Genomic DNA, 24,214 nt, shown 5'->3' on the forward strand with positions numbered 1-24,214 from the left:
ATCGGATTTCGGTGGGAACGGAGCCGGGCCGGCCCCGGTGAACTAAGCGGGGGCCATGCCTACCTCCCCGGACAGGATGGCATCCCGGTCCACTTCGCCGGTGATGCGTCCCTTCTGGATATGCAGGATCCGGTCGGACAGCGATGTGATGAATTCGAGATTCTGCTCGACGACGATCAGCGACAGTTTCCAGCGGCTCTTCAGCGCAATCAGCGTCTCGATGATCTCCTCGATGATCGAGGGCTGAATGCCCTCCGTCGGCTCGTCGAGAAGGATGAGCTTCGGCCTGGTGCACAGGCAGCGGGCTAGCGCCAGGAGCTGCTGTTCGCCGCCGGAAAGTGCTCCGCCCCTGCGGTCAAGCAGGCGCACGAGACGCGGAAAATCCTGAAGCACCGTATCGATGATCGATCGATCTTCCTTCCGGGCCGCAACCAGCCCCATGCGGAGATTTTCATAGACGGAAAGCTCCGGGAAAATCTCGCGCCCCTGCGGCACCAGCCCCATGCCGAGCCTCGACCGCTCGAAAGGTTTCATCCCGGTCACGTTGCGGCCGGAGAACTCCACCATGCCCGCCGTTGCCGGCAGATGCCCCATGAGAGTACGCATGAGCGTCGTCTTGCCCATGCCGTTATGTCCGAGGATGCCGAGATACTCGCCCTCCGCCATCGCCATGTCGACGCCGGCGAGGATCGGAATGCGTCCATAGCCGGATCGCAGGTCCTTCACGTCGAGAAGCAGCGTCATGCGACCACCTTCTTTCCAAGGTAGATGTCCCGAACCCTCTGATCGGCAAGCACGCGGTCGATCGTGTCCTCCACCAGCACCTTGCCCTGGTGAAAGACCGTGACCTTCTTGGCGATCAGCTTGATAAACGCCATATCGTGCTCGACGACGATAATGGCGCGCGACTGGTTGATGTCGCGGATGATCTCCGCGGTTCTGAGCGTCTCCTCGTCGGTCATGCCGGCGGCCGGCTCGTCGAGCAGGATCAAGTCCGGCTCGGCGGCGAGCACCATGCCGATCTCGACCCATTGCCGCTGCCCGTGCGACAGCGTTGCTACGATCCTGTCGGCGAAGTCGCTGAGCCGGATCAGGGCCAGTACGCTTTCCACCATGGGCGCGAGGCTCCTCGGCGTCGCCTTGCGGCGAGCCGCCATCCAGATATTCTCGCGGACACTCAACCCGTTGAAGACGCTCGGAACCTGCGTCTTGATGCCGATCCCCATACGGGCGATTTCATGCGGGAGCTTCCCCGCGATCGGCTGGCCCCGGAAGGCGATCGTCCCCGATGTCGGCCTCTGCTGGCCGGTGAGCGACTTGAAGAAGGTGCTCTTTCCGGCTCCGTTCGGGCCGATCAGGCAGCGTAGCTCCATCTCTTCGAGCGCGAAGTTGATGTCGTCATTGGCGACGACGCCGCCGAAGCGCATGGTGAGATGTTCCGTCTTGAGAAGCAATGTGGGCTCGGGCATGTCACTTGGCTCCCACGGGCTGGACGGAGGGCTCCTGAGCCGGATTGGCCGATCTCGGCTCGATCCTGGGGACGAGCCGCAGCAGAAGATCGCGGACGGTCGGCACCAATCCCTTGGGCAGCAGCAGCACGAAGAAAATGAGAACGGCGCCCAGGACGAGGTTCGAATTCAGGGTCTGCTGCGAGCCGATGGCGGCGACCGCATATTCGATCACTATGCAGCCGATGATCGGGCCGAGCAGGGTTCCGAGGCCGCCGATGGTGATCCAGATGATGATCTCGGCCGACAGCGACAGGCTGAAGATCGTCGGGCCGACGAAGGCGCCCCAATTGACATAGAGGGCGCCGGCCAATCCGGCGATCGCGCCGCCGATCACGAAGGTCACCAGCTTGATCAGCCGAGGGTCGTATCCCAGCAGGGAAGCGCGGACCTCGTTTTCCCGGACCGCGACCACGACACGGCCGAACGGGCTCGCCAGAATGAGGCGCAGCAGGAGATAGACGGCAATGAGCGCACCGCCGGTCACCCACCACGACTGTTCCGGCGACAGCGGGCTCGAAGGATCGAAGAGCATGTTGAAGGTCGGTACGGCGGGAATGCCATTGAAGCCTCCCAGCATCGCCGTCCCGATATGATATTCGTCGCCCGAGGTGGAGTTGATGACATTGAACAGGATCAGGGTCACCGTCAGGGTGATGACCCCGAGGTAGACATCGGAAATCCGGCCATAAAAGACGAAATAGCCGAGCAGCGCCGAAGACACGGCCGGGATGAACACTGCCAGCATGATGCCTTGGGTGGAATCCTGAAAGTTGATGGCGGAGATCGCATAGACATAACCGCCGAGGCCGAAGAAAGCTGTCTGTCCGAAAGACAGGATGCCGCCGAAACCCCAGATGAAGGCTAGGCTGAGCGACAGCACCGCCATGGCGGCAAACAGCGTGACCTGCATCAAGGTGAAGAGTTCGAGCTGGCCGGGCGCGATGGCGACGGCGATGATGGCGACGAGAACGGCCAGGGTCTGGGCAATCAGGCGAAGACGTAGCGTCATCACAGGTTCCCCTTGAAAAAGCGACCGGAAATGCCCTGCGGCAGCAGCCGGATCAGCACGATGGCGGCGGTGAAGACGATGACCTCGCCATAGACGGGGGTGGTGAGATAGGCGCCGATCTGATTGATGCTGCCGAACAGGGTCGCCGCCGAAAGCGTCCCGGACAGAATGGCAGCGCCGCCGCCGACAACCGTGATAAAGGCCTTGGCCACATAGGCGCCGCCCATGACCGGCGTCACGCCCGAGACCGGCGCCAGCAGGCCACCGGCCAGGCCGGTGATGGCAGCGCCAGCGGCAAAGGTCGTCATGTAGACGCGGGCCGGATTGACGCCGAGCGTGTTGGCCATGGCCGGGTTCTGCATGGTGGCGCGCGCGATCAGGCCGAACCTGGTGTAGCGCATGACGGCATAGACCAGCGCCATCATGATGACGGCCATCGCCAGCAGGAAGAGCGTGTAGTAGCTCGACCGATAGGCGCCGATGGAGAAGCCGCCGAGCGGTGTCGGCACGCCTTGAATGGTATTGCCGAAGATCGTCGTGACGATGCCAATGATCAGCAGGCTCAATCCCCAGGTCGCCAGCATGGAATCGACCAGCCGTCCGTAGAGGAAGCGGATCAGGCAGCGTTCGACGACAAGCCCGACCAGCCCGACGAACAGCGGCGCGACGACCAGCATGGCGATCCAGATGTTGAGCCCCGCATTGGCGGAAATAACCGTGGCATAGGCGCCGAGCATGATGAACTCGCCATGCGCCAGATTGATGATCTTCATCATCCCGAAGATGATCGCCAATCCCAGGCATAGGAGGAACAAAGAGGCCGTGCCGTTGATGACGTCGAGCGCCAGTATGATGTAGATATCCAAAATCGAGCTCCTTTCGCGCAAGATTGCGGATTGCGCGGGTTTGCCGCGCAATCCGCCGGCGGACTTTAGAAGCTGATGACGTATTGCTTGTTGTCGGCGGGGTTCTTCACCAGATCGCAAACGCCCGCAGTGTCGAGCGGCTTGACGTCGGGGAAACTCTCGAGAACGCTCCACTTACGATCCTTGACCTCTGCCAGGAAGGCATTGCGCGTGGTGTGATGCGTCGCGTGATCGAGGGTGGCGGTGCCGGTCGGCCCGGCGAAGGAAAGGCCCGATTCCAGCGCATCGATGACCTTGGCGCGGTCGATGCTGCCGGCCTTGCGCACGCCTTCGGCCCAAAGCTGCACCCCTTCATAGGTGGCCGCGGCAAGTTCACTGATATAGGGCGTATCGGGATGCGCCTTCTTGATCTTCTCGACGAAGCTTTTGCTTGCGGGCGTATCCAGCTCCTCGAAATAGCCGTAGGCGCCCAGGATGTTCTCGCTTTCCGCCGCATCCAGCGTCGTCGGCTCGTTGACAAGGCCGAAGGTAGTGGAGGCGATCGGGATCTGCCCCTTCATTCCGGCCGAGGTCCACTGCCGATAAAAGGCGGTGTGGTTGCCGCCCACGAGCGCCGACAGGATGAGATCCGGCTTGGCCGCCTGGATCTTCGAGATGGTCGGGCCGAAATTGGTGACGTCGAGCGGGAAGAAGTCGATCGAGGCAACCTCGCCGCCATTGTCCTTGACATATTTGGTCATCCACTTGGCGGTGATCTGACCGTAATTATAGTCGGCGGCGATGATATAGGCCTTCTTGCCGGCCTTTTTCATGGCGGCTGGCACCAGTTTCTCGACGGTCTGCGCCGGCGTCGTGCCCGTGCAGAACGTATTGCGGTCGCAGACGCCGCCTTCATAGAGCACATTGTAGAAATAGAGCACCTTGAAGCGGTCGAAGGTCGGACGCACGGCTTCGCGCGACGCCGAGGTGATCCCGCCGTGAACGACGGCGACCTTGTCCTTCAGGGCCAGCTGCTGCGCATATTGCGAATACATCTGGATGTTCGATTGCGTGTCGTAATGCACGACCTTCACCGGCCGGCCGATAAGGCCGCCTGCCGCGTTCATCTCGTCGACCGCCAATTGAAGCGCATGCACCATCGGCACGCCGGATGCCGCGATCGGGCCGGACTGGTCGTGCAGGCTGCCGATCAGAATGGGGTTGTCCGCGCCCAGCGCCGAATGGCGGAGGATCATCGGGGCGGTGAGGAGCGTGGCGGAGGCGAGCGCGGAGCGATGCAGGAAGCGGCGGCGAGACAGGTGCATTGAAAAGTTCCCCTTGTTGCTTGCAATGGGGATACTTAAATCCGCAATATTTGAAAAATCAAGTTATTTTATGCGCCGGTGAGAATTCTGAAATCGTAGCCGTCCAGCCGCGCGACATGCACGGGATGGCGCCCGCCGACCACCGCCTGGGGATCGCTGCCACGAGCGGTGCGCTGCTGCAGGATGCGGCCATAGAGGCGCCCGAGCTGTCGGGCATCGAAGCTGCCGGCTTCCTCGACAAGGGCGGCCAGGGAATAGATGCCTTCGTAGCAGGATTGTCCGAAGGCATTGGCCGGCGGCGGGTTTTCGCCATAGGCCATGTGGTAGCGCTCCAGAAACGCCCCGTTGTTGCGGGATCTGATCGATGAAAAATAAGCCGAGCTGACGTAGAGATTTTCCGTCTCGTGCGGCGCAAGGCCATAGACGATCGTCTCGTCGATTGCCGAGGTGAAGCGCAGGACACTGGAACTCAGGCCCGCCGCGCAAAAGGCCCGGTTGAAGACAATGGCGTCGGAGCCCAGGAAATAGGGCAGGACGACATCCGCGCGCGTCGTCTTGATGCGATCGAGGATTTCATCATAGTCGAGCACGCCGACGGGAACGAAGCCCTCCCCCGTGACGATGCCGCCGGCACGCTGGATCAGTTTCCGCGCGATGGACAGGCTCGAGCGCGGCCAGACATAGTCATTGCCGCAGAGAAAATAGCGGCGAGCCCCGATTTTCTCCGAAAGCCAGTTGATTGCCGGCGCCAGGAGTTCGTCGGCCGTCTCTCCGGTGGTCATGACCTGCCGCTCCGGCGCGAAACCTTCGAATTGCGGCGTATAGACGAACGGCACCTTGTCGTCGGTCGCGGCGGCGACGGCTTCGCGCGCATAGCTCGGCAACATCCCGATGATTCCGTGAATGCCATCAAAGCGGATCGCGTGCGCGGCAGCGCGGCCGGCCGTCTTGCTCGTCGGTCCGGCGTCGATGATCGAAAGCTCGACCGGCCGGCGCAAGATCCCGCTCGCACGGTTGATCTCGTCAACCGCCAGACGGCCGCAAGCTTCGGCGGACGGCGCCCACAGCCCCGCCGATCCACTTTGTGGAGTAAGCAGACCAAGCCGAATCGTGAACAAGACCGTTGCCTTTCATCTTCTTCGCTTCGCCAGAGAGTTATGAAAGCAGGAAACATGCCAACCCCCTCGACAGGCCATTGATGCCCTTCGAAAGGTCATCGATCACCGCAAGTCGCCTCTTTTGGCCACTTGAAAGGCGGCCGCGCCGATTGTGCATAAAAAATGACAGGACCCGATGCTCAGTTGTTGAGCACGAATGCAGGACTGTCCGAGCTTGATCATTCCGGTTTGAAAATTTATATGGAAAGGAAAATATTGAAAATGAAGATACGCACATGAGGAGACCACCAAGTGCAACTGTCGCGCCTCATCTGCGGTGTCAACCGCAAGCTCGAACAGGCCATGGAAGCCCACCTGAGGCCTCTAGGTCTTTCGATAGAACAATATCGGATTCTCGAAGCTCTCGACGAGCATGACGGCATATCCATGGGAGAACTGGCGGCGAAGGTCTTCGTCGACTCGCCGACACTCACCAAAATCATCGACAAGATGGTCGCATCTTCAGATGTCTATCGCGCTCCCGATGCGAAGGATCGGCGTAAAGTCCTCATATTCCGCTCGAATAAGGGTAAGGACATTTTTTTGAAACTGCAGGGGCTCAGCGTTAAGGCCCAACAAGACGTGATGGACATATTGGGTCAGAAGGAGGCTAGAGACCTGTCTAACCTCCTTTACGAAGTGTTTGAAAAACTTGACCAGTAATATCCGGTCGCGTGTTCGCCCTTGCCTGCCCTCGAAGGAATGCGAACCGCAGCCAGGTCCTTCGATTTGGATAGGCTTCTGATTGGTTTTTGGGCGACCAAGAACCGAAGACTTGGATCGATCAGAGAGCCGCCGCGGCGAGGCCGCCATCGACCGCCAGGTTGACGCCGACCACCCAGCGGGCGGCATCTGAGCAGAGAAATAAGGTTGGTCCGGCAATCTCGTCGGCAAAGGCAGGACGCTTCATCAGGCCCGCGTCGCGCTGCACCCGTTCTTCACCCAGCATGGCGACGAAATCGCCGAGGATCGGCGTGAACACCGGCCCCGGCGCCACCGAATTCATGCGGATGTCGTGCCGCATGAACAGATCGGAACTACGCGCGCGCGTCCAGACAATCAGCGCCTCCTTGAAATACTGATAGCAGGTCTCCTGTGCGACCGGGTTGTCGTTCAGCCAAGCCAGTCCGTCGGCGAAAGTCTTCGTCGCGGCGAGCGCATCATGAGCCTCGACACGTTTAGGCCACTCGGCGCCGAGAATGGAGGCGAAGTTGACGATCGATGCCCCCTTGGGCATGCGCGCCACCAGCGCTTCGGTAAGGTGGCGAAGCCCGAGGTAATTGACTTTCGCAACAAGGGCCCGATCGGCGGTTCCGGGCACGCCCGCCGCGTTGATCAGCGCATCGACCTGCCCGGGAAGCGAGCGGACGGCGGTGTCGATTGCGGCGGGATCGCTCAGGTCGGCCTTGACGAAGCCGTCAAGCGTCAGCATCGGATCGTTCCGATCCAGGCCGACGACATGCGCGCCGTGAAAGCGCGCCAGGCGGGCGACTTCGCCCCCAATGCCGGACGATGCGCCGGTAACGACGATTGTTTTTCCGTGAAAGTTCATGGGGATTATCCTTGTTCCAAAAGACGTCGAGCCACATGCCGCGAAGCGGTCCGGGCTGGATCGGGAAAATGAAAAAAGCGGACGGATCAGAACGGATAGGGCGTTGCGGCGCTTTTGACCGAAACCCACTGCCACTGGGTGAATTCCTCGATATCCGCCGGACCACCCACCCGCGTGCCGTTACCCGATTTGCCGCGGCCGCCGAAGGGGGCATATGGCCCGCCATTGACCGTCTGGTCGTTGATGTGCAACTGGCCGACCTCAAGCTCTTGTCCGACGGCCATCGCCCGGCCAACGTCGGCGGAAATGACCCCGGCGGCGAGGCCGTAATCGGATCGGTTGGCAAGCGCTATCGCCTCTTCGTCACTGCGGAAAGAGACGATGCAGGCGACAGGACCGAAGATCTCCTCCTCGAAGGCGAGCATGCCGGGCGTGACACCGGAAAGGACGGTTGCCGGATAGAAACGCCCTTCGCCGCGGCCGCCGACGAGCAGTCGGGCGCCTTTTGCGACGGCATCGTCGACGATCGCCTGGATCGCCGCCGCCTGGGCGTCCGAAATAATCGGCCCCAGCGCCACCTGGTTGCTCGAAGGATCGCCAACGGGCAGGTGCGCGGCCTTTGCGACCAGCCGCTCAGCCACCGCCTGTTCGATTTTCTCGTCGATAAGAACCAGGCCGGTTGCCATGCAAATCTGACCCTGGTGAAGGAACGCACCCCAGGCCGCATTGGAGGCCGCGACGTCGGGATCGGCATCGTCAAGAATGATCAGCGCGTTCTTGCCGCCGAGCTCGAGCTGGACGCGCTTCAGGTTCCTGCCGGCGATCTCGCCAACCTTGGCACCGCCGCGTGCGGAGCCCGTGAACGAGATCATCGCCACGTTCGGATCGCTGCAGAGGGCTTCGCCGGCGTCGGCGCCGCCGGGCACGATCTGCAGAACGCCCGCCGGCAGGCCAGCCTCCTCGAAAATGCGGGAAATAATGATGCCGCCCGAGATCGGCGTGCGTGGATCGGGCTTGTGCACCACCGCGTTGCCGACCGCCAGCGCCGCGGCAATGGAGCGAACCGAAAGCACCAGCGGAAAATTGAACGGCGAGATGACACCGACGACGCCATGCGGCACCCGCCGGGCATAATTTTCGCGATCATCCATGCCGGGAAGGAACATGCCGGACGGAGCCGTCGCGAGTGTTGCCGCATGGCGAATGAAGAGCGCTCCGTGCTCGATCTCGATCATCGCCTTCTGATGGATCGAGCCCGATTCCTTCATGATCCACTGGGCGAGCTCCGTGCCGTTTGCCTCCAGCAAGTCCGCCGCCTTGTTGAGGATACGCGCACGCTCCGCGCCGAGCATTCTTGCCCAGGCTTTCTGGGCCGCGCGGGCCTCGGCGGCGGCGCGAGCGATATCGGCTGGCCCGCCAAGCCCGACGGAGGCGAGAACCGTTCCGTTGGCTGGATCAGTGACATTGATCGTCCCTGCCTCGGTTCGATCCCAGCCGCCGAAGAAGGCGCGGCCGGTCCAGCGCTCGGCATCGATGAAATTATGGGTATGGATGTTCATGCTGTGGGCCTCCTCATATCCCCGTGTCATGAGAGAAAGGCATCGCTTCACCATTGCACGGTCCGCGCGGTTCGACCGACGTCTGCTATGGTAATGCTGCAATCCTCCCGGCCGCTGCTCCTCAAGCGGCCGCTCCTTCCGCAGCAAGGTGCGTGCCAGTTTTCATTTCTGCCGAGCCGGATGACGGCGACGGCAGATAAACGCTTGCACCAACTTGATTTTCAGGGGATCGGGAGTTCAAAACCGCTTCGGAAAATGGCTTGCCGAAATTCATCAAATGATAAATAATTTCATTATTTTCAGAATTTCATGAAAGATGATCATGCCGAAGCGCAGAGTCCCGCCACACCTGATCTCCCTGGCCGACGCATCCAAACGGACCGGCAAGATGCTGTCGCGCGGCGCATATAGCGAGCTCGACACCGGCGCATCCCCGACATTGACCGAATTGACCGAGGCCCTTCATTTCGCGCTCGGGGACGGCCGCATCTGGCTGAACGATCAGCGCATGGTGTTGATGCAATCCAAGGTTCTGGGCCGGCTGCGGCAGGAGATCATCGAGGCTTTCGGGGTCGAAACCGCCACGGCCATGTTCATGCGCGTCGGCTACATGCAGGGCGTGCGCGATGCGGAGTTGATCCAGAAGCGGTTTCCGAACGAGGATCTGACCCATGCGCTGGCGGCTGGGCCGCGGGTCCACACCCTCGAGGGCTTCGTCAAGGTCACCACCCGCCATTTCGAATTCGACAGCGCCCGAGGCACCTATTTCGGCGAGTTCGACTGGCACGATTCCTCCGAAGCCGCCGAACACATCGCCCATCATGGCCTTGCCAGCGCGCCGGTCTGCTGGATGCAGACGGGTTATCCCAGCGGCTATACCAGCACGCTCTTCGGACGCCCCGTCATCTTTCGCGAAGTCGAGTGCGCCGGCATGGGTGCGCCCCATTGCCGCGTGGTGGGTCAGAATGCCGAGGAATGGGGCGATGACGCGCCGGAACGCGCTTACCTCGGGCTTGAATGGCCAAGGTCCCGCCGCAGCGCTCGCCGCCACGCGGAGCCGGCATTGCAGCCAACCGAGCCGCCAGCGAAAGCCGGTCCGCCCGATATCACCGGCTCCAGCCAGGTCATTGGCGTATCGGCAAGCTTCCTGCGGGCGCGGCTGATGGTGGAAAAGGTCGCCGATACCGAAGCCACCGTGCTGCTGATCGGCGAATCCGGCGTTGGCAAGGAACTGTTCTCGCGGCAGCTTCACCAGTTGAGCAGCCGAGCCAATGGCCCGTTCGTGCCGATCAACTGCGCTGCGATCCCCGAAAACCTGGTGGAATCGGAGCTGTTCGGCGTCGAGAAGGGAGCCTATACCGGCGCGATCGCATCCCGGCCGGGATATTTTGAGCGTGCTGCGGGCGGCACCATATTCCTCGACGAGATAGCCTCGCTCGCCTATGCCGCGCAGGGAAAGCTGCTCCGCGCCGTCCAGGAACGGCAGATCGAGCGGGTCGGCGGCATCCGCACCATTCCGGCCGACGTGCGGGTGGTGGCGGCATCCAATGTCGATCTTGAAGGCGAAGTGCGTGCCGGACGGTTTCGGCAGGACCTCTATTTCCGCCTCTGCGTCTTTCCGATCGTCATTCCCCCGCTGCGCGACAGACGCGATGACATTCCGATGCTGATCGACCATTTCCTGCGCATTTTCCGCGAACGCCACCGCCGCGATGTCATCGGCCTGTCGCGACGAGCGATCGATGCGCTTTTGGCCTATGACTTCCCGGGCAATATCCGTGAACTGCAGAACCTGATCGAACGCGGCGTGATTTTTGCCGAGCCCGGGGGCCTGATCGATATGCAGCACCTCTTCACCGGCGGCGAAGCCTCCCCGATGTTTCCGCAGACGCTGAACCGGGATGGGCGGATAAAGCCGAAGGATATACCCAGCGTCGTCTCGCATGCTGGCCCTATCGCCTCGCCTGGCGACCTTGCCGCCGCCGAGGGATCGCTCTACCGGGAAGCGCTGCGGGCCGCCGCCGGCAATGTCTCGGCCGCCGCCCGCAACCTTGGCCTTACCCGCCCCAAGCTGGAATACAGGCTGAAGAAGCTTGGTCTTGTGAATTGATGACTGTATACAGCGATCAGATAAATATCGTCACAAACGTCATATTTTCGGATATTCACTCTCTATCTTGACATAATGTATACATCATGCGCTTCTTAAGCCATCTGAGGAGGACAGATGAGATGAAGCGACCAACCTTTCCCCTGAATGCCTGGTATGCCGCCGCCTACGATGTGGAGCTGAAGCGCGCGCTGCTGCCACGCACCATCTGCAACAAGCCAATCGTGCTCTATCGCAAGGAAAACGGCACGCCCGCAGCCTTGGCGGACGCCTGTTGGCACAGGCTGGTGCCGCTCTCCTTCGGTCGGCTCGATGGCGACAATGTGGTATGCGGCTATCACGGCCTTGAATATGACGAGACCGGCCGCTGTGTATACATGCCATCACAGGACACCATCAATCCATCGGCCTGCGTCAAATCCTATCCGGTCGCCGAAAAGCACCGCTTCGTCTGGATCTGGCCGGGCGATCCGGCACTCGCCGACCCGGCGCTGATCCCCGACATGCATTGGAACGACGATCCCGATTGGGCCGCTGACGGCAAGCTGATCGAGGTGAAATGCGATTATCGCCTGGTCGTCGACAACCTGATGGATCTCACCCACGAAACCTTCGTGCACGGCTCCTCGATCGGCGACCGTGCCGTGGCGGAATCGCCCTTCGAAGCCAGCCATTCCGATCGCTTCGCCTTTGTGACCCGGTGGATGCATGACATCGACCCGCCGCCCTTCTGGCGCAAGCAGTATGGCAAGCCGGGCAAGGTGGACCGCTGGCAGATCATCCGCTTCGAGGCTCCCTGTACGGTTACCATCGATGTCGGTGTCGCGGCGGCGGGCACCGGCGCGCCCCAAGGCGACCGCTCGCAAGGCGTCAACGGCTACGTCCTGAACACGATCACGCCATCGACGGACAACACCTGTCTATATTTCTGGGCCTTCGCCCGGAACTACGACCTGCACAACCAGGCGCGGACGCACGAACTGCGCGAGGGTGTCGCTGGCGTCTTCCGCGAGGACGAGGCGGTGCTTCAAGCACAGCAGATCGCGATCGAAGCCAATCCCGATCATCAGTTCTATAACCTCAACATCGATGCCGGCACGATGTGGGCTCGCAAGCTTATCGACCGGATGATCGACCAGGAAATCAATCCAGAAGAAAACACCACAGCGGTGGCGGCGGAGTAGAGCATGGCGGCAGAACGGGACGGCGCCCCCAAACAGCAGACGGCAAAGGCCCTGACCGGCCTTCGGGACCTCGTGCTCAAAGGCGAGGTACTGCCCGGAGAGCGGCTCTCGGAGGTAGCACTCGCCGCTCGGCTCAAGGTATCTCGCACCCCGCTGCGTGCCGCCCTGCAAAAGCTGGAACAGGAGGGGCTGGTCGTCATGATCCCCTCGGGCGGCTATGCGGTTCGCAGTTTCAGCCGCCAGGACGTGATCGACGCCATAGAGCTTCGCGGCGTTCTCGAAGGCACTGCCGCCCGGCTGGCGGCTGAGCGCGGCGTATCGCCGGTAAAGCTGAAGGCGATTTCGGACGTGGTAGCAGATCTCGACCGGGTGGTGGAGCCCGGGCCGGGCGCGATGGATTTCGGGCTCTACGAAATGCTGAACGAACGTTTCCACCGCCAACTCGCAGCCCTGTGCGGTAGCGAGGTCCTGAGCCGCGAGATCGAGCGGATCACCAGCCTGCCATTTGCCAGCCCCAATGCATTCGTCAATACGGAAGCGGATGTGCCGGCCTTTCAACGCACGCTGGTGGTCGCCCAGACGCAGCACAGGGCGATCATTTCAGCGATCGAACTGCGCGAGGGCGCGCGCGCAGAAGCGCTGGCGCGTGAACATGCGCGGCTGGCACGTCAGAACCTGGATTTCGTCACGGAAGAACAACCAGACCTGCGCAGCAAGGTGCTGGCGCTCACGCTGATGGCCGGCTGAAGCGGAAGAGGCCCGTCGGGAGCGGGCCTTTGCAGCCGATAACCGGCAGATCATCGAGATTCATCAAAGGGAGGAAAATATGCGGTCCAGACTGGAGTGGCGCAGGGCACGGGTCGTTGAGGCGCGGACGATTGCCGAGGATGTGCGGGCGGTAACCTTCGCCGTCGAAGGCCTATCCGCCAGCTTCGATCCTGGTTCGCACACCAATATCAAGGTTCGGATCAACGGCGAACCGGCGATCCGCACCTATACCGTTCTGCCCGGACCGCCGGGCACGCTCTCCATCGCCGCGAAGCGTCACCCAAACAGCCGTGGGGGCTCGGTCTTCATCTGGCAGCTACAGCCGGGAGACGAGACAGAACTGACCGAGCCCGAGAACCGGTTCGAGCTTTCCTGGCGCGCCTCTCGCTATCTCCTGATTGCCGGCGGCATCGGGATTACCCCGATCTATGGCATGGCGAGAACCCTCGCCTCGCGCGGGCAGACGCTCCGGCTGGCCTATGCCGCCAAGAGCCGTCAGCAGATGGCTTTCCTCGACGAGCTTACCGCGCTGCTTGGCGACCGGCTGCAGATCTTTGCTCAGGATGACGGCGAGGCTCTCGATCTCGACACCGAATTTGCAGCCCTGCCGCCGGATGGCGAGGCGTATATCTGCGGCCCGCTCGGCCTTCTGGAGGCGGCGCGGCAGGCTTGGCAGAAAAGCGGACGATCGATGAGCCGCCTGCGCTACGAGGTCTTCGGCGATAACGGTCGCTTTGCGGAGCAGGCCTTCGATGTCGAAGTCGCTGAGCTCGGTGCCCGTGTTCGGGTTCGGGCCGACCAGTCCATGCTCGGCGTGTTGGTGGAGGCCGGCATCGACATGGTTTTCGATTGTCGCCGCGGCGAATGCGGACTCTGTGCCGTCAACATCGTGGAAGCGGATGGGGTGATCGACCACCGCGATGTTTTCTTTTCCGAAATCGAGCGGCAGGAAAATTCACGCATGTGCGCCTGCGTTTCGCGAGCCTGTGGCGGACGGATCGTCATCGATACCGGCTATCGGCCCGACCTCACGGCAGCAGAATAATCCACGCCTGTCCGGAAAGACGCGCAGTCCAAATAGTGCAGCGGAGGCGAGCTGTCATGGCTTCCGCCGGTCAATCGCCGATCGGGAGCTCCGGGTTATCCTGGCGTGGAGCGCCCTCGCCCTCCTGCCGGATGCTGCGCAGGACGTCCAACGCAGCCTCCCGCAGTTCCGGCGCGAAAAGGCGCAGAAACCGCGCCTCGTGTGCGCCGATGATGGCATGCACCATCTCTACCCTCTCCATGCCGCTCCTCGTCAGGCGAAGAGCCTGCGATCGGCCGCCGACCGGCGCCCGGTCGACAAGCCCGGCCTTGGTCAGCCCGAGCATCAGGGGAACCATGTTGGCGCGCTGGATGCCGAGGCTACGTCCGAGATCGCTCTGGGTACAGCCGGGATTGGCATCGATCAGCGTCAGAATGGACGCTTCGACCGGCCTGAGCTCGATTGTCTGAAGCCTTGAGCCCAGGTCAGCCATCATCACATTGGATGCCCTTCTCAGCTGATAGCCAAGCAGGGTCTCGAGCGGATCGCTCAATTTCGATGTGCGGGCGTCGATATCCATATTCCGCCTATAATGCTATTGCGCATAACAATCAAACAATGCTATGAGACATAACATTACCGGTGAGGAGACCATATACCGGTACTGGAGGAATTTCTTTTGAAGACTATCGGCAGGAACGCCGCGATCCGTTGACCGACGACGCAATCGCTCTCCCCGCTCGTCGTTAGCCGCGCATTCGCGCCGGTTGCGATGAGAGGCATTTCATTTCGATTGCACTGCGGCCCATCGGCCCGGTGAAGCCTATCCTATTCGATGCAGGTCGCCTCCTTGCGATCTGCTCCCCCTTATGCAGGCCCGAACGGCAAGAAGGACACCATCATGACGACAGAACATTCCGAAAAAGACACCGTTGCTTTTACCGTTGAAGCCGGCATCGCCTGGGTCAGCTTCAACCGCCCGGAGAAACGCAATGCCATGAGCCCCACGCTCAACCGGCGCATGATGGAGGTTCTGGACGAGCTTGAGTTTCGGACCGATGTCGGTGTCCTGGTTCTGTCCGGCGAAGGGACGGCCTGGTCAGCGGGCATGGATCTCAAGGAATATTTCCGCGAGACCGAGGCCCGCGGTCTTCAGGGTACGCGAAAGGCACAGCGTGAGAGCTACGGCTGGTGGCGCCGGTTGCGCTGGTATCAGAAACCGACCATCGCCATGGTGAACGGCTGGTGCTTCGGCGGCGGTTACGGACCTCTTTTCGCCTGCGACCTCGCCTTTGCCGCCGATGAGGCCAAATTCGGGCTGAGCGAGATCAACTGGGGCATTCTGCCCGGCGGCGGCGCCGCCAAAGTAGCGACCGAACTGACATCCTTCCGCAACGCCATGTATCACGCGCTGACCGGCGAGAACATCGACGGCAGGAAGGCGGCCGAATGGGGCTTCGTCAACGAGTCCCTTCCGCTGGCGCAGTTGAAGGCACGGGTGACCGATGTTGCCAATATCCTGCTGCAGAAGAACCCCGTCGCGCTCAAGGCCACCAAGGACGCCATTCGCCGCGTGCGGGAGATGACCTACGACAATGCCGAGGACTACCTCGTCCGCGCCCAGGAAGCGGCCAACAGCTATGACAACGAGGGACGCAAGGAAGGTATCAAGCAGTTCATCGACGACAAGACCTACAAGCCCGGTCTTGGCGCCTATGACAAGTCCAAGCATCAGGCCTGAGGAGTGCCCTATCATGACGCTCGAGACCACTAGCGCGCACCCATCGCTTCTCCCCAACAGTTCGATGGAACGGTTGCTACGCCCGAGATCGGTGGCGATCGTCGGCGCCTCCGACAAGCCCGGCGCGCTTGGCGCCTCGGTGCTCTCGAACCTCGATCGCTGCGGCTACGCCGGCGCCATTCACCTCATAAACCCCAAACGGACCGAGATCGGCGGACGGCCCTGCCTCGCCTCGATCGACGACCTGCCGGACGGGGTGGATGCGGCGGTTCTGGCCGTTCCGCGCGCAGCCGTACTTCCCTCCATCGAGGCGCTCGCCCGCCGCCGCGTCGGCGCGGCCGTCATCTTTTCGGCGGGCTTTGCCGAGGGTGGCGAGGAAGGATTGGCCGATCAACGCGAGATCACCCGCATAGCAGCCGAAGTGGGAATGGTGATCGAGGGGCCGAACTGCCTCGGCATGGTCAACCATGTTGACCGCATCCCCCTGACCTTCATCGAAACCGCCTCAGAGGAACTGGGCGCCGGTCCGGGCATTGCGATCGTGTCGCAGAGCGGTGCCATGGCTGCCGTCCTCGGCGTGACCTTCGCCAGCCGCGATCTGGGCCTTTCCTATTCCATTTCGACCGGCAATGAAGCCGCAAGCGGCGTCGAAGACTATGTAGAATTTCTCGTGGAGGACGCCGCCACCCGGGTCATCGCGATGATCGTCGAACAGTTCCGCAAGCCCGCCCGCTTCCTTGCGGCGGCACGCAAGGCATATGCTAGGGGAAAGCGGATCGTCCTTCTTCATCCCGGCCGGAGCAGCGCGGCACGTGATTCCGCCGCAACCCACACCGGCGCCATGGCCGGCGACTATCAGGTCATGCGCGCCAAGGTCGCGCGTGCTGGCGTCATTCTGGCCGAGACACTTGAGGAACTCGGCGATATCGCCGAAATCGCCCTGCGCTGCCCCGTACTTCCCGCCGGAGGCCCCGCTGTGCTTGGCGAATCCGGTGCATTCAAGGCGCTGACACTCGACCTGTGCGAAGAACTGGGGCTCGACCTTCCTCCGATCAACGATGAGACCGCGCCAGCGCTGCGCGCCGTCCTGCCACCCTTCGTCGGCGTCAGCAATCCGCTGGATCTGACCGCACAGGGCCTTGTCGAGCCGGACCTTTACGACAGAACGCTAACCGCCCTCTTCGACGATACCCGTTTTGCCAGCATTGTCGCCTGCATCATCCAGACCGATCCGGTGACGTCAGCCATCAAACTGCCGCCAATCCTGAAAGCGGTGCGCGAGCGCAAGCCGGCAAAACCGCTGATCTTTGCCGGGCTCGATGAGGGAGCCCCCATCCCGGCGGACTATATCGCGCAATTGCGTGCGCTCGGCATCGTCTATTTCCCATCGACCGAACGCGCCTTCCGAGCGCTGAAGCGCATCGACGAATTCGCGGCTCGCGACATCACCACCCGCACCGCAGCTCCGATCGCGATTGCCGGTCTTCCCCCGCAAGGAGGGGTCATTCCCGAATATCGGGCCAAGCAAATCCTGGCGCCACTCGGAATTCCCTTTCCTGAAGGCCGCCTGGCAACGACCCTTGAACAAGCCCTCGCCGCAGCAGCCGCGATTGGGTATCCGGTGGTGCTGAAGGCACAATCGCCCGATCTCAGCCACAAGAGCGATGCGGGCGGCGTCGTTGTCGGATTGGTGGACGCAGCCAGCCTCAAGGAGGGCTGGGCAGAGCTGCACGCCGACGTCGCGCGTCATCGCCCAGGCCTAGCCCTGGACGGCGTGCTGGTCGAAGCCATGGGCAAACGCGGCATCGAACTGATCATCGGCGCGCGCAACGATCCGGATTGGGGGCCTGTGATCCTCGCGGGTTTCGGCGGCGTTACGGCGGAGATCCTCGGAGATGTCCGTATTCTGACGCCCGATCTGCCCGATGACGCCATCATCCGCGAACTATATCGGCTGAAGAACGCGCCCTTGCTGCGCGGTTTCCGCGGCGCGCCGGCGCTTGACGTGAGCGCCGCCGCCCGCATCATCGCCACGCTCGGCCGACTGCTGCTGGCTGAACCGGCGATCCGGGAAATAGACCTCAATCCTGTCGTGATCTATCCCGACGGCGAAGGTGCGGTGGCACTGGATGCCTTGATGCTGACCGCACCCGAGCTCAGCCAAGCCTGAGCTGCAAAGCCTGCTCGTTCGAAATCTGATCACGGCCGGTCTGTATAACTTGGCTGGTTTTCCGATAGCTCGTTCCGTCTGGCGAAATCGCAATAGGTCGCGGGGAGAGAAGCCGGTTTTTTTCTTGAAGACGTCGCTGAAATAGGTGGGTTCCCTCGCAATCAGTCTAAATACCCGACATTTTTCCGCGCGGTCGTTTCAACATTGTAATATCGACCATCCCTATTGTATTTCAGGAATGAAGCTCGCGCTCTATTGCGTCTCCAGCCCGGTTATTCTTGCCGTAGGTTGAATAACCACACCAGAAACACCTTAAAACTGTAAGCATAAAAGCTAACATTTGCGCGATTTCTTGCTTATGACGACGTATTCGTGATACGTTGCACATTCCTTCGCACCGGTGAGGCCGTCCTGTTGGACGGAGGTATGCGATGAGGGTCGTCAGCGGATTGATAGCATGCCTTCTACTCTGGACGCCGCTCGTCTATGCAGGGCCGCTGCATGACGCCGTCCGGACCGGCGATCGGGAGCGTGTTGCCCAATTGATCGCGAGCGGCATCGATATCGCCGCCCCGAACGAGTCCGGTGAACCGCCCCTGCTCATTGCCGCGCTCGCTGGGCAGAAGGATATAGTCGCAATGCTGCTGGAAAACGGCGCCGATATCGAATGCCGCAACAAAGGCGGCCTTACCGCACTGCACGCGGCCGCCTACGCTGGACATCTCGACGTGGTCGAGCTGCTGGTGTCGAAAGGCGCGAAAGTCAATGACGATAAGAACTTCTATCATATGTCGCCGCTGCATGCTGCGGCAGAAGAAGGACAAGCCGATGTGGTGGCCTTCCTGGTAGAGCACAAGGCCGACCTGGAAGCGAAGGAGCGTAACGGCTACACGCCGTTGACCCAGGCTGGATGGCGGTCCCACTGGGATACCGTCGGACTGCTGCTGAAAGCCGGAGCGATCTGCCAGAAGGCTGATCTCGTCGGCGACTGGCTCTTTGCCGAATGCACCAAGCGCCAGTAGCACCGCTTTCACTGCCCGCAGAGGGAGGACCGATACATGTCTCGCAAACAGACAGGAGCAGCCGCGCTGATCCTTGCAGGCCTGGCAATCGCCTTTGCCGCGCCGGTCTGTGCCGAAGAGCCGGTCAATACCGGCTATTTCGGTGACGTCGCGATCAAGGGATACGATCCCGTGGCATATTTCACCGAAAACAGGGCCGTAGAAGGGTCGGCAGCCTATTCGCACCGCTGGCTGGGTGCCGAATGGCATTTCGCCAGCGCGAGGAATCGCGACCTGTTCATCGCCGATCCCGGCAAATACGCGCCGCAATACGGCGGCTATTGCGCAGACGGCGTTTCGTTCGGCACGGTGACCACCAATATCGATCCCAATGCCTGGCGCATCATCGATGGCAAGCTGTATTTGAGCTACGATCCGGGCGCCGCCGACGGCTTCGAGAAAAAGCCGACAAAGGTCGTCGACTCCAAGAAACACTGGTCGGAAGTCCAGAACACGTTGATTTCGGAAAAAATGCAAAAGGACTGGCAGCACACGCCGGCAGACTGACCTCACGGCGCCGGCGAAAAGAACATCAGCGCCTGCGGGGTCACGTGGACATATTGGGCGTCGCCGGCATCCCTGTTCCGGTAGACCTGCCCACAGACCATGCGGTCCAGGAAATAGCCGCTAAACCGCTCGCACAGCCTGTTTCCCTTCACGTCAACCGTGCCGGTAATATTGGTATTGGCGCTCCTGTAGGCGGTGTTGCCTGCCTTGTCAAAATACTGGACGAAGGCCGTTCCGTTCTTGTGTTTTCCGGCCCAGGTCTTTCCGTCGATTAGATCGCGCAGCGCCTTCTCGTCGAGCTGATCGGCGTCGTTCCCGACAAATCCGAAAGGCCATGCCGGAATGCCCGCGGCCTTCAGCCCGGTCAGGTGATGTTCCAGTTCGGCTGGACGCCAGTAGTCGTAGAGATATCCGTAATAGGTGAGATTGCTTTCGGGAAAGAGCTCTAGAAGCTTCGTCTTTTCCGCCGCGCTCCGCACCCGGTCGCCATCAAACCCATAAGCCGCCGTCAGATATTCGCGCGCCGGTTCGGCGTTCGGCAATGCGTCGCGCGCCGCTTCTATGAGCGGGACGGCACGCCTATTGTCCCGCACCGTGTAGAGAACGATGCCCGCCAGCAGCTGGAAGCTCGGCGATGGCGACGGATCGAGCCTGAGCGCCCGGTCGATCTCGGCAATGGCGCCATCGTGGTTTCCCGTTTGGGACAGGATCAGCGCCAGGTTACCCGCAGCTTCCGCGCTGTTCGGCTGGGCCGTCACGGCCCGGTTTGCCGACTCTCGGGCTTCAGCCTCCCTGCCATCGACCAGCTGCAGCAAGGCGAGCACGGTATGAGCACGCGCATTGTTCGGGTCAAGCTTCAGCGCCTGCCCCGCAGCATCATAGGCGATCTTGCGCGCCACCGCCGCCGACCAGAGAAAATTATAGTCGTTACGCCAGACGTCGACCGCCACGCGTGCGATCCCGGCATGCGCGTCGGCAAAATTCGGATCGAGGTCGATCGCCTTCTGGTAATAGGAAAGCGTCCGTCGATAGGTCTCCACGTCGCTGTAGAGCAGCCCTTCGTGCTCCGCCCGCATGTAATAGTCGTAGGCTTCGAGATTATCGCTCGGGATCTTCTCGATCTGCGTGCGCTCGCCTTCGTTGAGCTCCACCTTCAGCGCCGAGATGATCTTGCCGGTCACATCGTCCTGAATTGCAAAAAGATCGGCATATTGCCGATCGTAGCGTTCTCCCCACATGGAGAGCCCTGTCAGCGCGTCGATCAGTTTCACGTTGATCCGCAACTGCGGCCCCGCCCGCTGCAGCGTGCCTTCGAGCAGATAGTGCACGCCGAGTTCCGCCGCCACCTCCTTGGTCTTGCCCATGTCGCCCTTCAACGCAAAGACCGAATGCCTGGCAATGACAAAAAGCCCCGACACCTTCGAAAGTTCGGTAATCAGATCGTCCGTCAGACCTTCGGCCAGATGGTCCTGTTCTGAATCGCCGCTGACATTGATGAAAGGAAGGACGGCGACCGAAGGCTTGTCTGGCAGGGGATAGGCGAAGCGGCGGACGAACGCCGGCGTCTCGCCGATGTCCAGCCTGTGCCAGAGGTAAGCGCCGCCGCCGGCGATCAGGCATAGTGCGATGGCAAGGACCGCACCGCGACGCACCCGCTTGGACAATTGCGGAAACCGGCGGGCCATGGCTGGATCGAAAACGACCCTGTAGACCCGGATCGGCTCGGCAATGCTCCTGACTTTCTGCCGCCCGAGCGAAATAAAACCGGCATCGATCTTCGTCTTCACCTGATCATAGGTCGTGCCGGAGATGGCGATGCCGCCCGGTTCGGCCAGCGTCTGCATGCGATCGGCGATGTTTACGCCATCGCCGTGAATATCTTCGTCCTCGACGATAATATCGCCGAGATTAACCCCGATGCGGAACCGCAGCGGCATGGCGTCGCCAGAGGCGGATTTCTGTCTCGCCTTCTCCCGCTGGATCGCGATCGCGCACTGCAAGGCATCGACGACGCTATGAAATTCTACGAGCAGGCCGTCGCCCATCGTCTTTACCAGCCGACCGTGATGTTCGGCGATTCTGGGCTTGATGAGTTCATCCAGGTCGGCATTAAAGCTGCGGCGCGCCGCTTCCTCGTCGATCTGGCTCAGGCGGCTGTAGCCTGCGACGTCAGCGATCAGAATTGCTGCAAGACGGCGCTCCATGCCTCTCCCCGCTGACGGCGATGGCCCCTGCAGCGCATCTTACCGCAGGTCGACTGGCGAAGCCATTGGTCGAGGACCATCCGGAGTAGTCGACACGCAGCTGCGCGTTGGGGAATGGATGGAGGCCATGAGCAACGCAGACGACCTCTCCACCTCATCCATGAGACCGAGCCTGACAGGCGTCACACGCCGATCGATTTGGCATTGAGAGACAGGGCAAATCATCGATGAAAATTTCGGATCCAGGACTTGTCGTCATATCCGGCCTTGCGAAAGCCCTGGCCAGAGCGGTTCAGCGTTTCACAAATTCGCTGAACCGTTCTGGCCTAATGTTTTGACGCAATTCCGGACGGAAAACCGCTGCGCACTTTTCCTGGAATTGCCCTGACCGCGAGATTTATTCTTAGCCGGCATATCCCAGGGGCAGATCCGTCGATCTGCTGCAACGCTTTACGTGTGGCAGCAGGAACCGCTTCCGATTTTTTCGGGCGACTGCGGCAGGCGATTGTCGATGCTGTGCCCGTTTGCCTCCGGCGGCAGGTCCATGGCGATGTTGGAAGCGAAGAAACCGTTCGGTTTCAACGTGAAGCCGGCATATTCCACCGGCATGATCGGAAAATCCTCGGGCTTGCAGACATGGGTATGACCGAAGGAATGCCAAAGCACGACATCCGCATTGTCGATTTCGCGGTTCTGCATCACGTAGCGCGGCAGGCCGTCGCCGCCGGCATGCACGTTCGGATAGTCGCCGCTCGCATATTTCTCGCTGGCATCGAAGGCGGTGACCCAGATGTGTTTCTTGGCAAAGCCGCCGCGCTGGGCAACGGTGGACTCCGGCTGAGCAAGCATGACCGGCGACGGCATGACGACGATCTTGTAGCCCGGCGCCTTGCCGACGCTGTTCTGGATATTGGGGTTGGAGACTTTCCAATAGCGGCCGGTCTCGCCATTGGCGAGCGCGGGTGAATCCAGTTCACGCTTCAGCACACGCGTCCTGGTGTCGAACACATTGCCGTAGGGATTGTCGTCGCCCCAGGGGCGCGGCACGAAATCATGCTCCGTCACGGTGTTGCCGCCGCCATCGATATCCATGTGCAGGCGCGCGTTGAAGAAATGCTGGTGGGTCGGGCCGCCGAGATTGTCATCGACCATGCCGCCCCAGGGATAGGTCTCGCCGGTCGCCACTGCCGCCGTCTGGATGATGCCGGTGAGCTTGGCCTCGAGCTGGATCGTGCCGTCCTGGTAGAGATACCAGTAGAAGCCGTAGTCGTAATTGCCGACGGTCGCGAAGAAGGAAATGACCAGGCGGCGCGAACGGCGCACTTCGAAAATGCCGTTGCGGAATTCGTAATGCTTCCAGAGGATGCCGTAATCCTCCTCATGCATGCAAATGGCGTTCTTCATGGTGAAGGGCTGGCCGAGATCGTCCGCTGCCGGCACGTCGAAATAATGGATATGGCCAAGGCAGTCGCAGCCGAGTTCCAAGCTATTGGCCAATCGGCCCAGGCCATATTCGCCAGCATCGAAGGCGCTTTTCCAATAGTGGTTCGCGGTCGGATCGGCATAGGGCACGACCATTTCGGTGACGCTGGCCCGGAATACGACCGGCCGCAGCCTGCCCTGATCCTTGATGCCAAGCTCATGCAGAACCAGGCCCTCGCGCGGCGTGAAGCCGACGCGGAAACTCCAGTTCTGCCATTCGACTTTCCAGCCGTCGACGGTAAAGCTCGGCCCTTGCGGCTGGACGATGTGCAGGGGCTTGAGATCGGGGCGGGTTTCCGGGAAGGTCTCGCGGCCATAGTTGCGCTTCTTCCTCGGGACCGGAATGATCTTTTCGTCATCGACGAGATCGACCACCCGGTTGGCGATCAGGTCGACCACCGCCACAACGCCTTCGATCGGATGCGCATAGCCATTGTCCCGGATATCCTCGCGCCAATAGGAGACGGCGCGGACGATGCGCTTGCCCTTCTCGAAATCGCGGCCGAAATAGCCGGAGGAGAATGGATCGATCTGGATGAGCGGAATATCCTCGTCGGTGACGCCGCGCTTCTTGACTGCGGCGATCCAGCGCGGATCGGATTTGACGGTGCCTTCGACGGTTTCGAATTCGCACAGCATGACCGGCGGCTGACCGTAAGGAAGCTGATCGAGCGGCAGCCGCTCGTAGGAGGCGACCTCCCCCGAGGTGAGATCGACGATACCCTCGAAAGTCTCGCCATTGCCGATGTCCATTGCCAGAATGAAAGCCAGGCGCGGCAACGTGCCGCCCAGGCGATGCGCGGCGAGATCCGCCTTGGTCGGCTCCTCCAGCCGAACGATTGGAAACCGGACGGTCGGCGCGAGCTTCCGGCTATCCCTGAGAAGGGCAACGGCGGAAGCAATCTCGGCAAGGCTGAGAGGATCGAGCGGATGAGTGACTGTAACAACGGCGTCCATGGATATACCTTTTTTACTTTGGCCTCTCGGTTTCGGGGCCTCGCAATT

Annotated in this window: 20 protein-coding genes; 9 read left to right on the top strand and 11 right to left on the bottom strand. The window is 61.4% G+C overall.

Annotated elements, in window-relative coordinates; translation table 11 throughout:
• Positions 1-42 precede the first annotated feature (42 nt).
• The 6 genes from FHX11_RS16890 to FHX11_RS16915 all read right to left on the bottom strand — a co-directional run bounded on the left by FHX11_RS16890 (position 43) and on the right by FHX11_RS16915 (position 5,808).
• The gene (locus tag FHX11_RS16890) at positions 43-744 is read right to left on the bottom strand and encodes an ATP-binding cassette domain-containing protein (RefSeq protein ID WP_184358821.1); all 702 of its coding nucleotides are present in this window, start codon (positions 742-744) and stop codon (positions 43-45) included.
• A complete protein-coding gene (locus FHX11_RS16895; protein WP_184358822.1) occupies positions 741-1,469 on the bottom strand; it encodes an ATP-binding cassette domain-containing protein in 729 nt (242 codons plus the stop codon). The genes FHX11_RS16890 and FHX11_RS16895 overlap by 4 nt, the downstream gene beginning before the upstream one ends.
• 1 nt (position 1,470) lies before the next feature.
• Positions 1,471-2,520 carry a branched-chain amino acid ABC transporter permease gene (locus FHX11_RS16900; RefSeq protein WP_184358823.1) on the bottom strand — a complete coding sequence of 350 codons (1,050 nt, stop codon included), beginning with the start codon at positions 2,518-2,520 and terminating at the stop codon, positions 1,471-1,473.
• Positions 2,520-3,386, bottom strand: coding sequence for a branched-chain amino acid ABC transporter permease (locus FHX11_RS16905; RefSeq protein WP_184358824.1), 867 nt, complete (start codon positions 3,384-3,386; stop codon positions 2,520-2,522). The genes FHX11_RS16900 and FHX11_RS16905 overlap by 1 nt, the downstream gene beginning before the upstream one ends.
• Positions 3,387-3,451: 65 nt before the next feature.
• A complete protein-coding gene (locus FHX11_RS16910) occupies positions 3,452-4,690 on the bottom strand; it encodes an ABC transporter substrate-binding protein (protein ID WP_184358825.1) in 1,239 nt (412 codons plus the stop codon).
• A gap of 68 nt (positions 4,691-4,758) precedes the next feature.
• Positions 4,759-5,808 (bottom strand): substrate-binding domain-containing protein, encoded by a 1,050-nt coding sequence (locus FHX11_RS16915; protein WP_184358826.1) that lies wholly within the window; start codon positions 5,806-5,808, stop codon positions 4,759-4,761.
• A 291-nt stretch (positions 5,809-6,099) separates the two neighbouring features.
• Here FHX11_RS16915 and FHX11_RS16920 point away from each other — a divergent pair, with 291 nt between their 5' ends.
• A complete protein-coding gene (locus FHX11_RS16920) occupies positions 6,100-6,510 on the top strand; it encodes a MarR family transcriptional regulator (protein WP_184358827.1) in 411 nt (136 codons plus the stop codon).
• Positions 6,511-6,631: 121 nt separating this feature from the next.
• Here FHX11_RS16920 and FHX11_RS16925 read toward each other — a convergent pair whose 3' ends face one another.
• Both FHX11_RS16925 and FHX11_RS16930 read right to left on the bottom strand, forming a co-directional pair.
• Complete coding sequence (locus tag FHX11_RS16925; protein WP_184358828.1) at positions 6,632-7,399, bottom strand: coniferyl-alcohol dehydrogenase; 768 nt, start codon at positions 7,397-7,399, stop codon at positions 6,632-6,634.
• A gap of 86 nt (positions 7,400-7,485) precedes the next feature.
• The gene (locus FHX11_RS16930; RefSeq protein WP_184358829.1) at positions 7,486-8,958 is read right to left on the bottom strand and encodes a benzaldehyde dehydrogenase; all 1,473 of its coding nucleotides are present in this window, start codon (positions 8,956-8,958) and stop codon (positions 7,486-7,488) included.
• Between the two features lie 322 nt (positions 8,959-9,280).
• Between FHX11_RS16930 and FHX11_RS16935 the strand changes: the two genes are divergently transcribed.
• From FHX11_RS16935 to FHX11_RS16950, 4 genes are all read left to right on the top strand, one after another.
• Positions 9,281-11,068 (top strand): sigma-54-dependent Fis family transcriptional regulator, encoded by a 1,788-nt coding sequence (locus tag FHX11_RS16935; RefSeq protein ID WP_184358830.1) that lies wholly within the window; start codon positions 9,281-9,283, stop codon positions 11,066-11,068.
• Between the two features lie 122 nt (positions 11,069-11,190).
• Positions 11,191-12,252, top strand: a complete 1,062-nt coding sequence (locus FHX11_RS16940) for an aromatic ring-hydroxylating dioxygenase subunit alpha (protein WP_184358831.1) — start codon at positions 11,191-11,193, stop codon at positions 12,250-12,252.
• Positions 12,253-12,255: 3 nt separating this feature from the next.
• Positions 12,256-12,999: a GntR family transcriptional regulator gene (locus tag FHX11_RS16945; protein ID WP_184358832.1), complete on the top strand. Its 744-nt coding sequence runs from the start codon at positions 12,256-12,258 to the stop codon at positions 12,997-12,999.
• A 79-nt stretch (positions 13,000-13,078) separates the two neighbouring features.
• A complete protein-coding gene (locus FHX11_RS16950; RefSeq protein ID WP_184358833.1) occupies positions 13,079-14,065 on the top strand; it encodes a PDR/VanB family oxidoreductase in 987 nt (328 codons plus the stop codon).
• Between the two features lie 70 nt (positions 14,066-14,135).
• On the opposite strand, the gene FHX11_RS16955 is transcribed toward FHX11_RS16950, so the two are convergent.
• Positions 14,136-14,624 carry a MarR family transcriptional regulator gene (locus FHX11_RS16955; RefSeq protein ID WP_184358834.1) on the bottom strand — a complete coding sequence of 163 codons (489 nt, stop codon included), beginning with the start codon at positions 14,622-14,624 and terminating at the stop codon, positions 14,136-14,138.
• Positions 14,625-14,945: 321 nt separating this feature from the next.
• On the opposite strand from FHX11_RS16955, the gene FHX11_RS16960 reads away from it, so the two are divergent.
• The 4 genes from FHX11_RS16960 to FHX11_RS16975 all read left to right on the top strand — a co-directional run bounded on the left by FHX11_RS16960 (position 14,946) and on the right by FHX11_RS16975 (position 19,523).
• Positions 14,946-15,785, top strand: a complete 840-nt coding sequence (locus FHX11_RS16960) for a p-hydroxycinnamoyl CoA hydratase/lyase (RefSeq protein WP_184358835.1) — start codon at positions 14,946-14,948, stop codon at positions 15,783-15,785.
• Between the two features lie 13 nt (positions 15,786-15,798).
• Positions 15,799-17,955: an acetate--CoA ligase family protein gene (locus tag FHX11_RS16965; RefSeq protein ID WP_184358836.1), complete on the top strand. Its 2,157-nt coding sequence runs from the start codon at positions 15,799-15,801 to the stop codon at positions 17,953-17,955.
• A 431-nt stretch (positions 17,956-18,386) separates the two neighbouring features.
• Entirely contained in the window at positions 18,387-18,977 is a 591-nt protein-coding gene (locus tag FHX11_RS16970; RefSeq protein WP_184358837.1) for an ankyrin repeat domain-containing protein, read from the top strand.
• 36 nt (positions 18,978-19,013) lie between these two features.
• Entirely contained in the window at positions 19,014-19,523 is a 510-nt protein-coding gene (locus tag FHX11_RS16975) for a YHS domain-containing (seleno)protein (RefSeq protein WP_184358838.1), read from the top strand.
• A gap of 2 nt (positions 19,524-19,525) precedes the next feature.
• Here the strand turns inward: FHX11_RS16975 and FHX11_RS16980 are convergent, their stop codons facing one another.
• Together FHX11_RS16980 and FHX11_RS16985 are read right to left on the bottom strand one after the other, a co-directional pair.
• Positions 19,526-21,727 carry an adenylate/guanylate cyclase domain-containing protein gene (locus FHX11_RS16980; RefSeq protein ID WP_184358839.1) on the bottom strand — a complete coding sequence of 734 codons (2,202 nt, stop codon included), beginning with the start codon at positions 21,725-21,727 and terminating at the stop codon, positions 19,526-19,528.
• A 450-nt stretch (positions 21,728-22,177) separates the two neighbouring features.
• Entirely contained in the window at positions 22,178-24,166 is a 1,989-nt protein-coding gene (locus tag FHX11_RS16985) for a primary-amine oxidase (protein WP_184358840.1), read from the bottom strand.
• Between the last annotated feature and the right edge of the window lie 48 nt (positions 24,167-24,214).

The sequence above is a fragment of the Rhizobium sp. BK602 genome, assembly GCF_014195095.1.
Classification (GTDB): domain Bacteria; phylum Pseudomonadota; class Alphaproteobacteria; order Rhizobiales; family Rhizobiaceae; genus Rhizobium.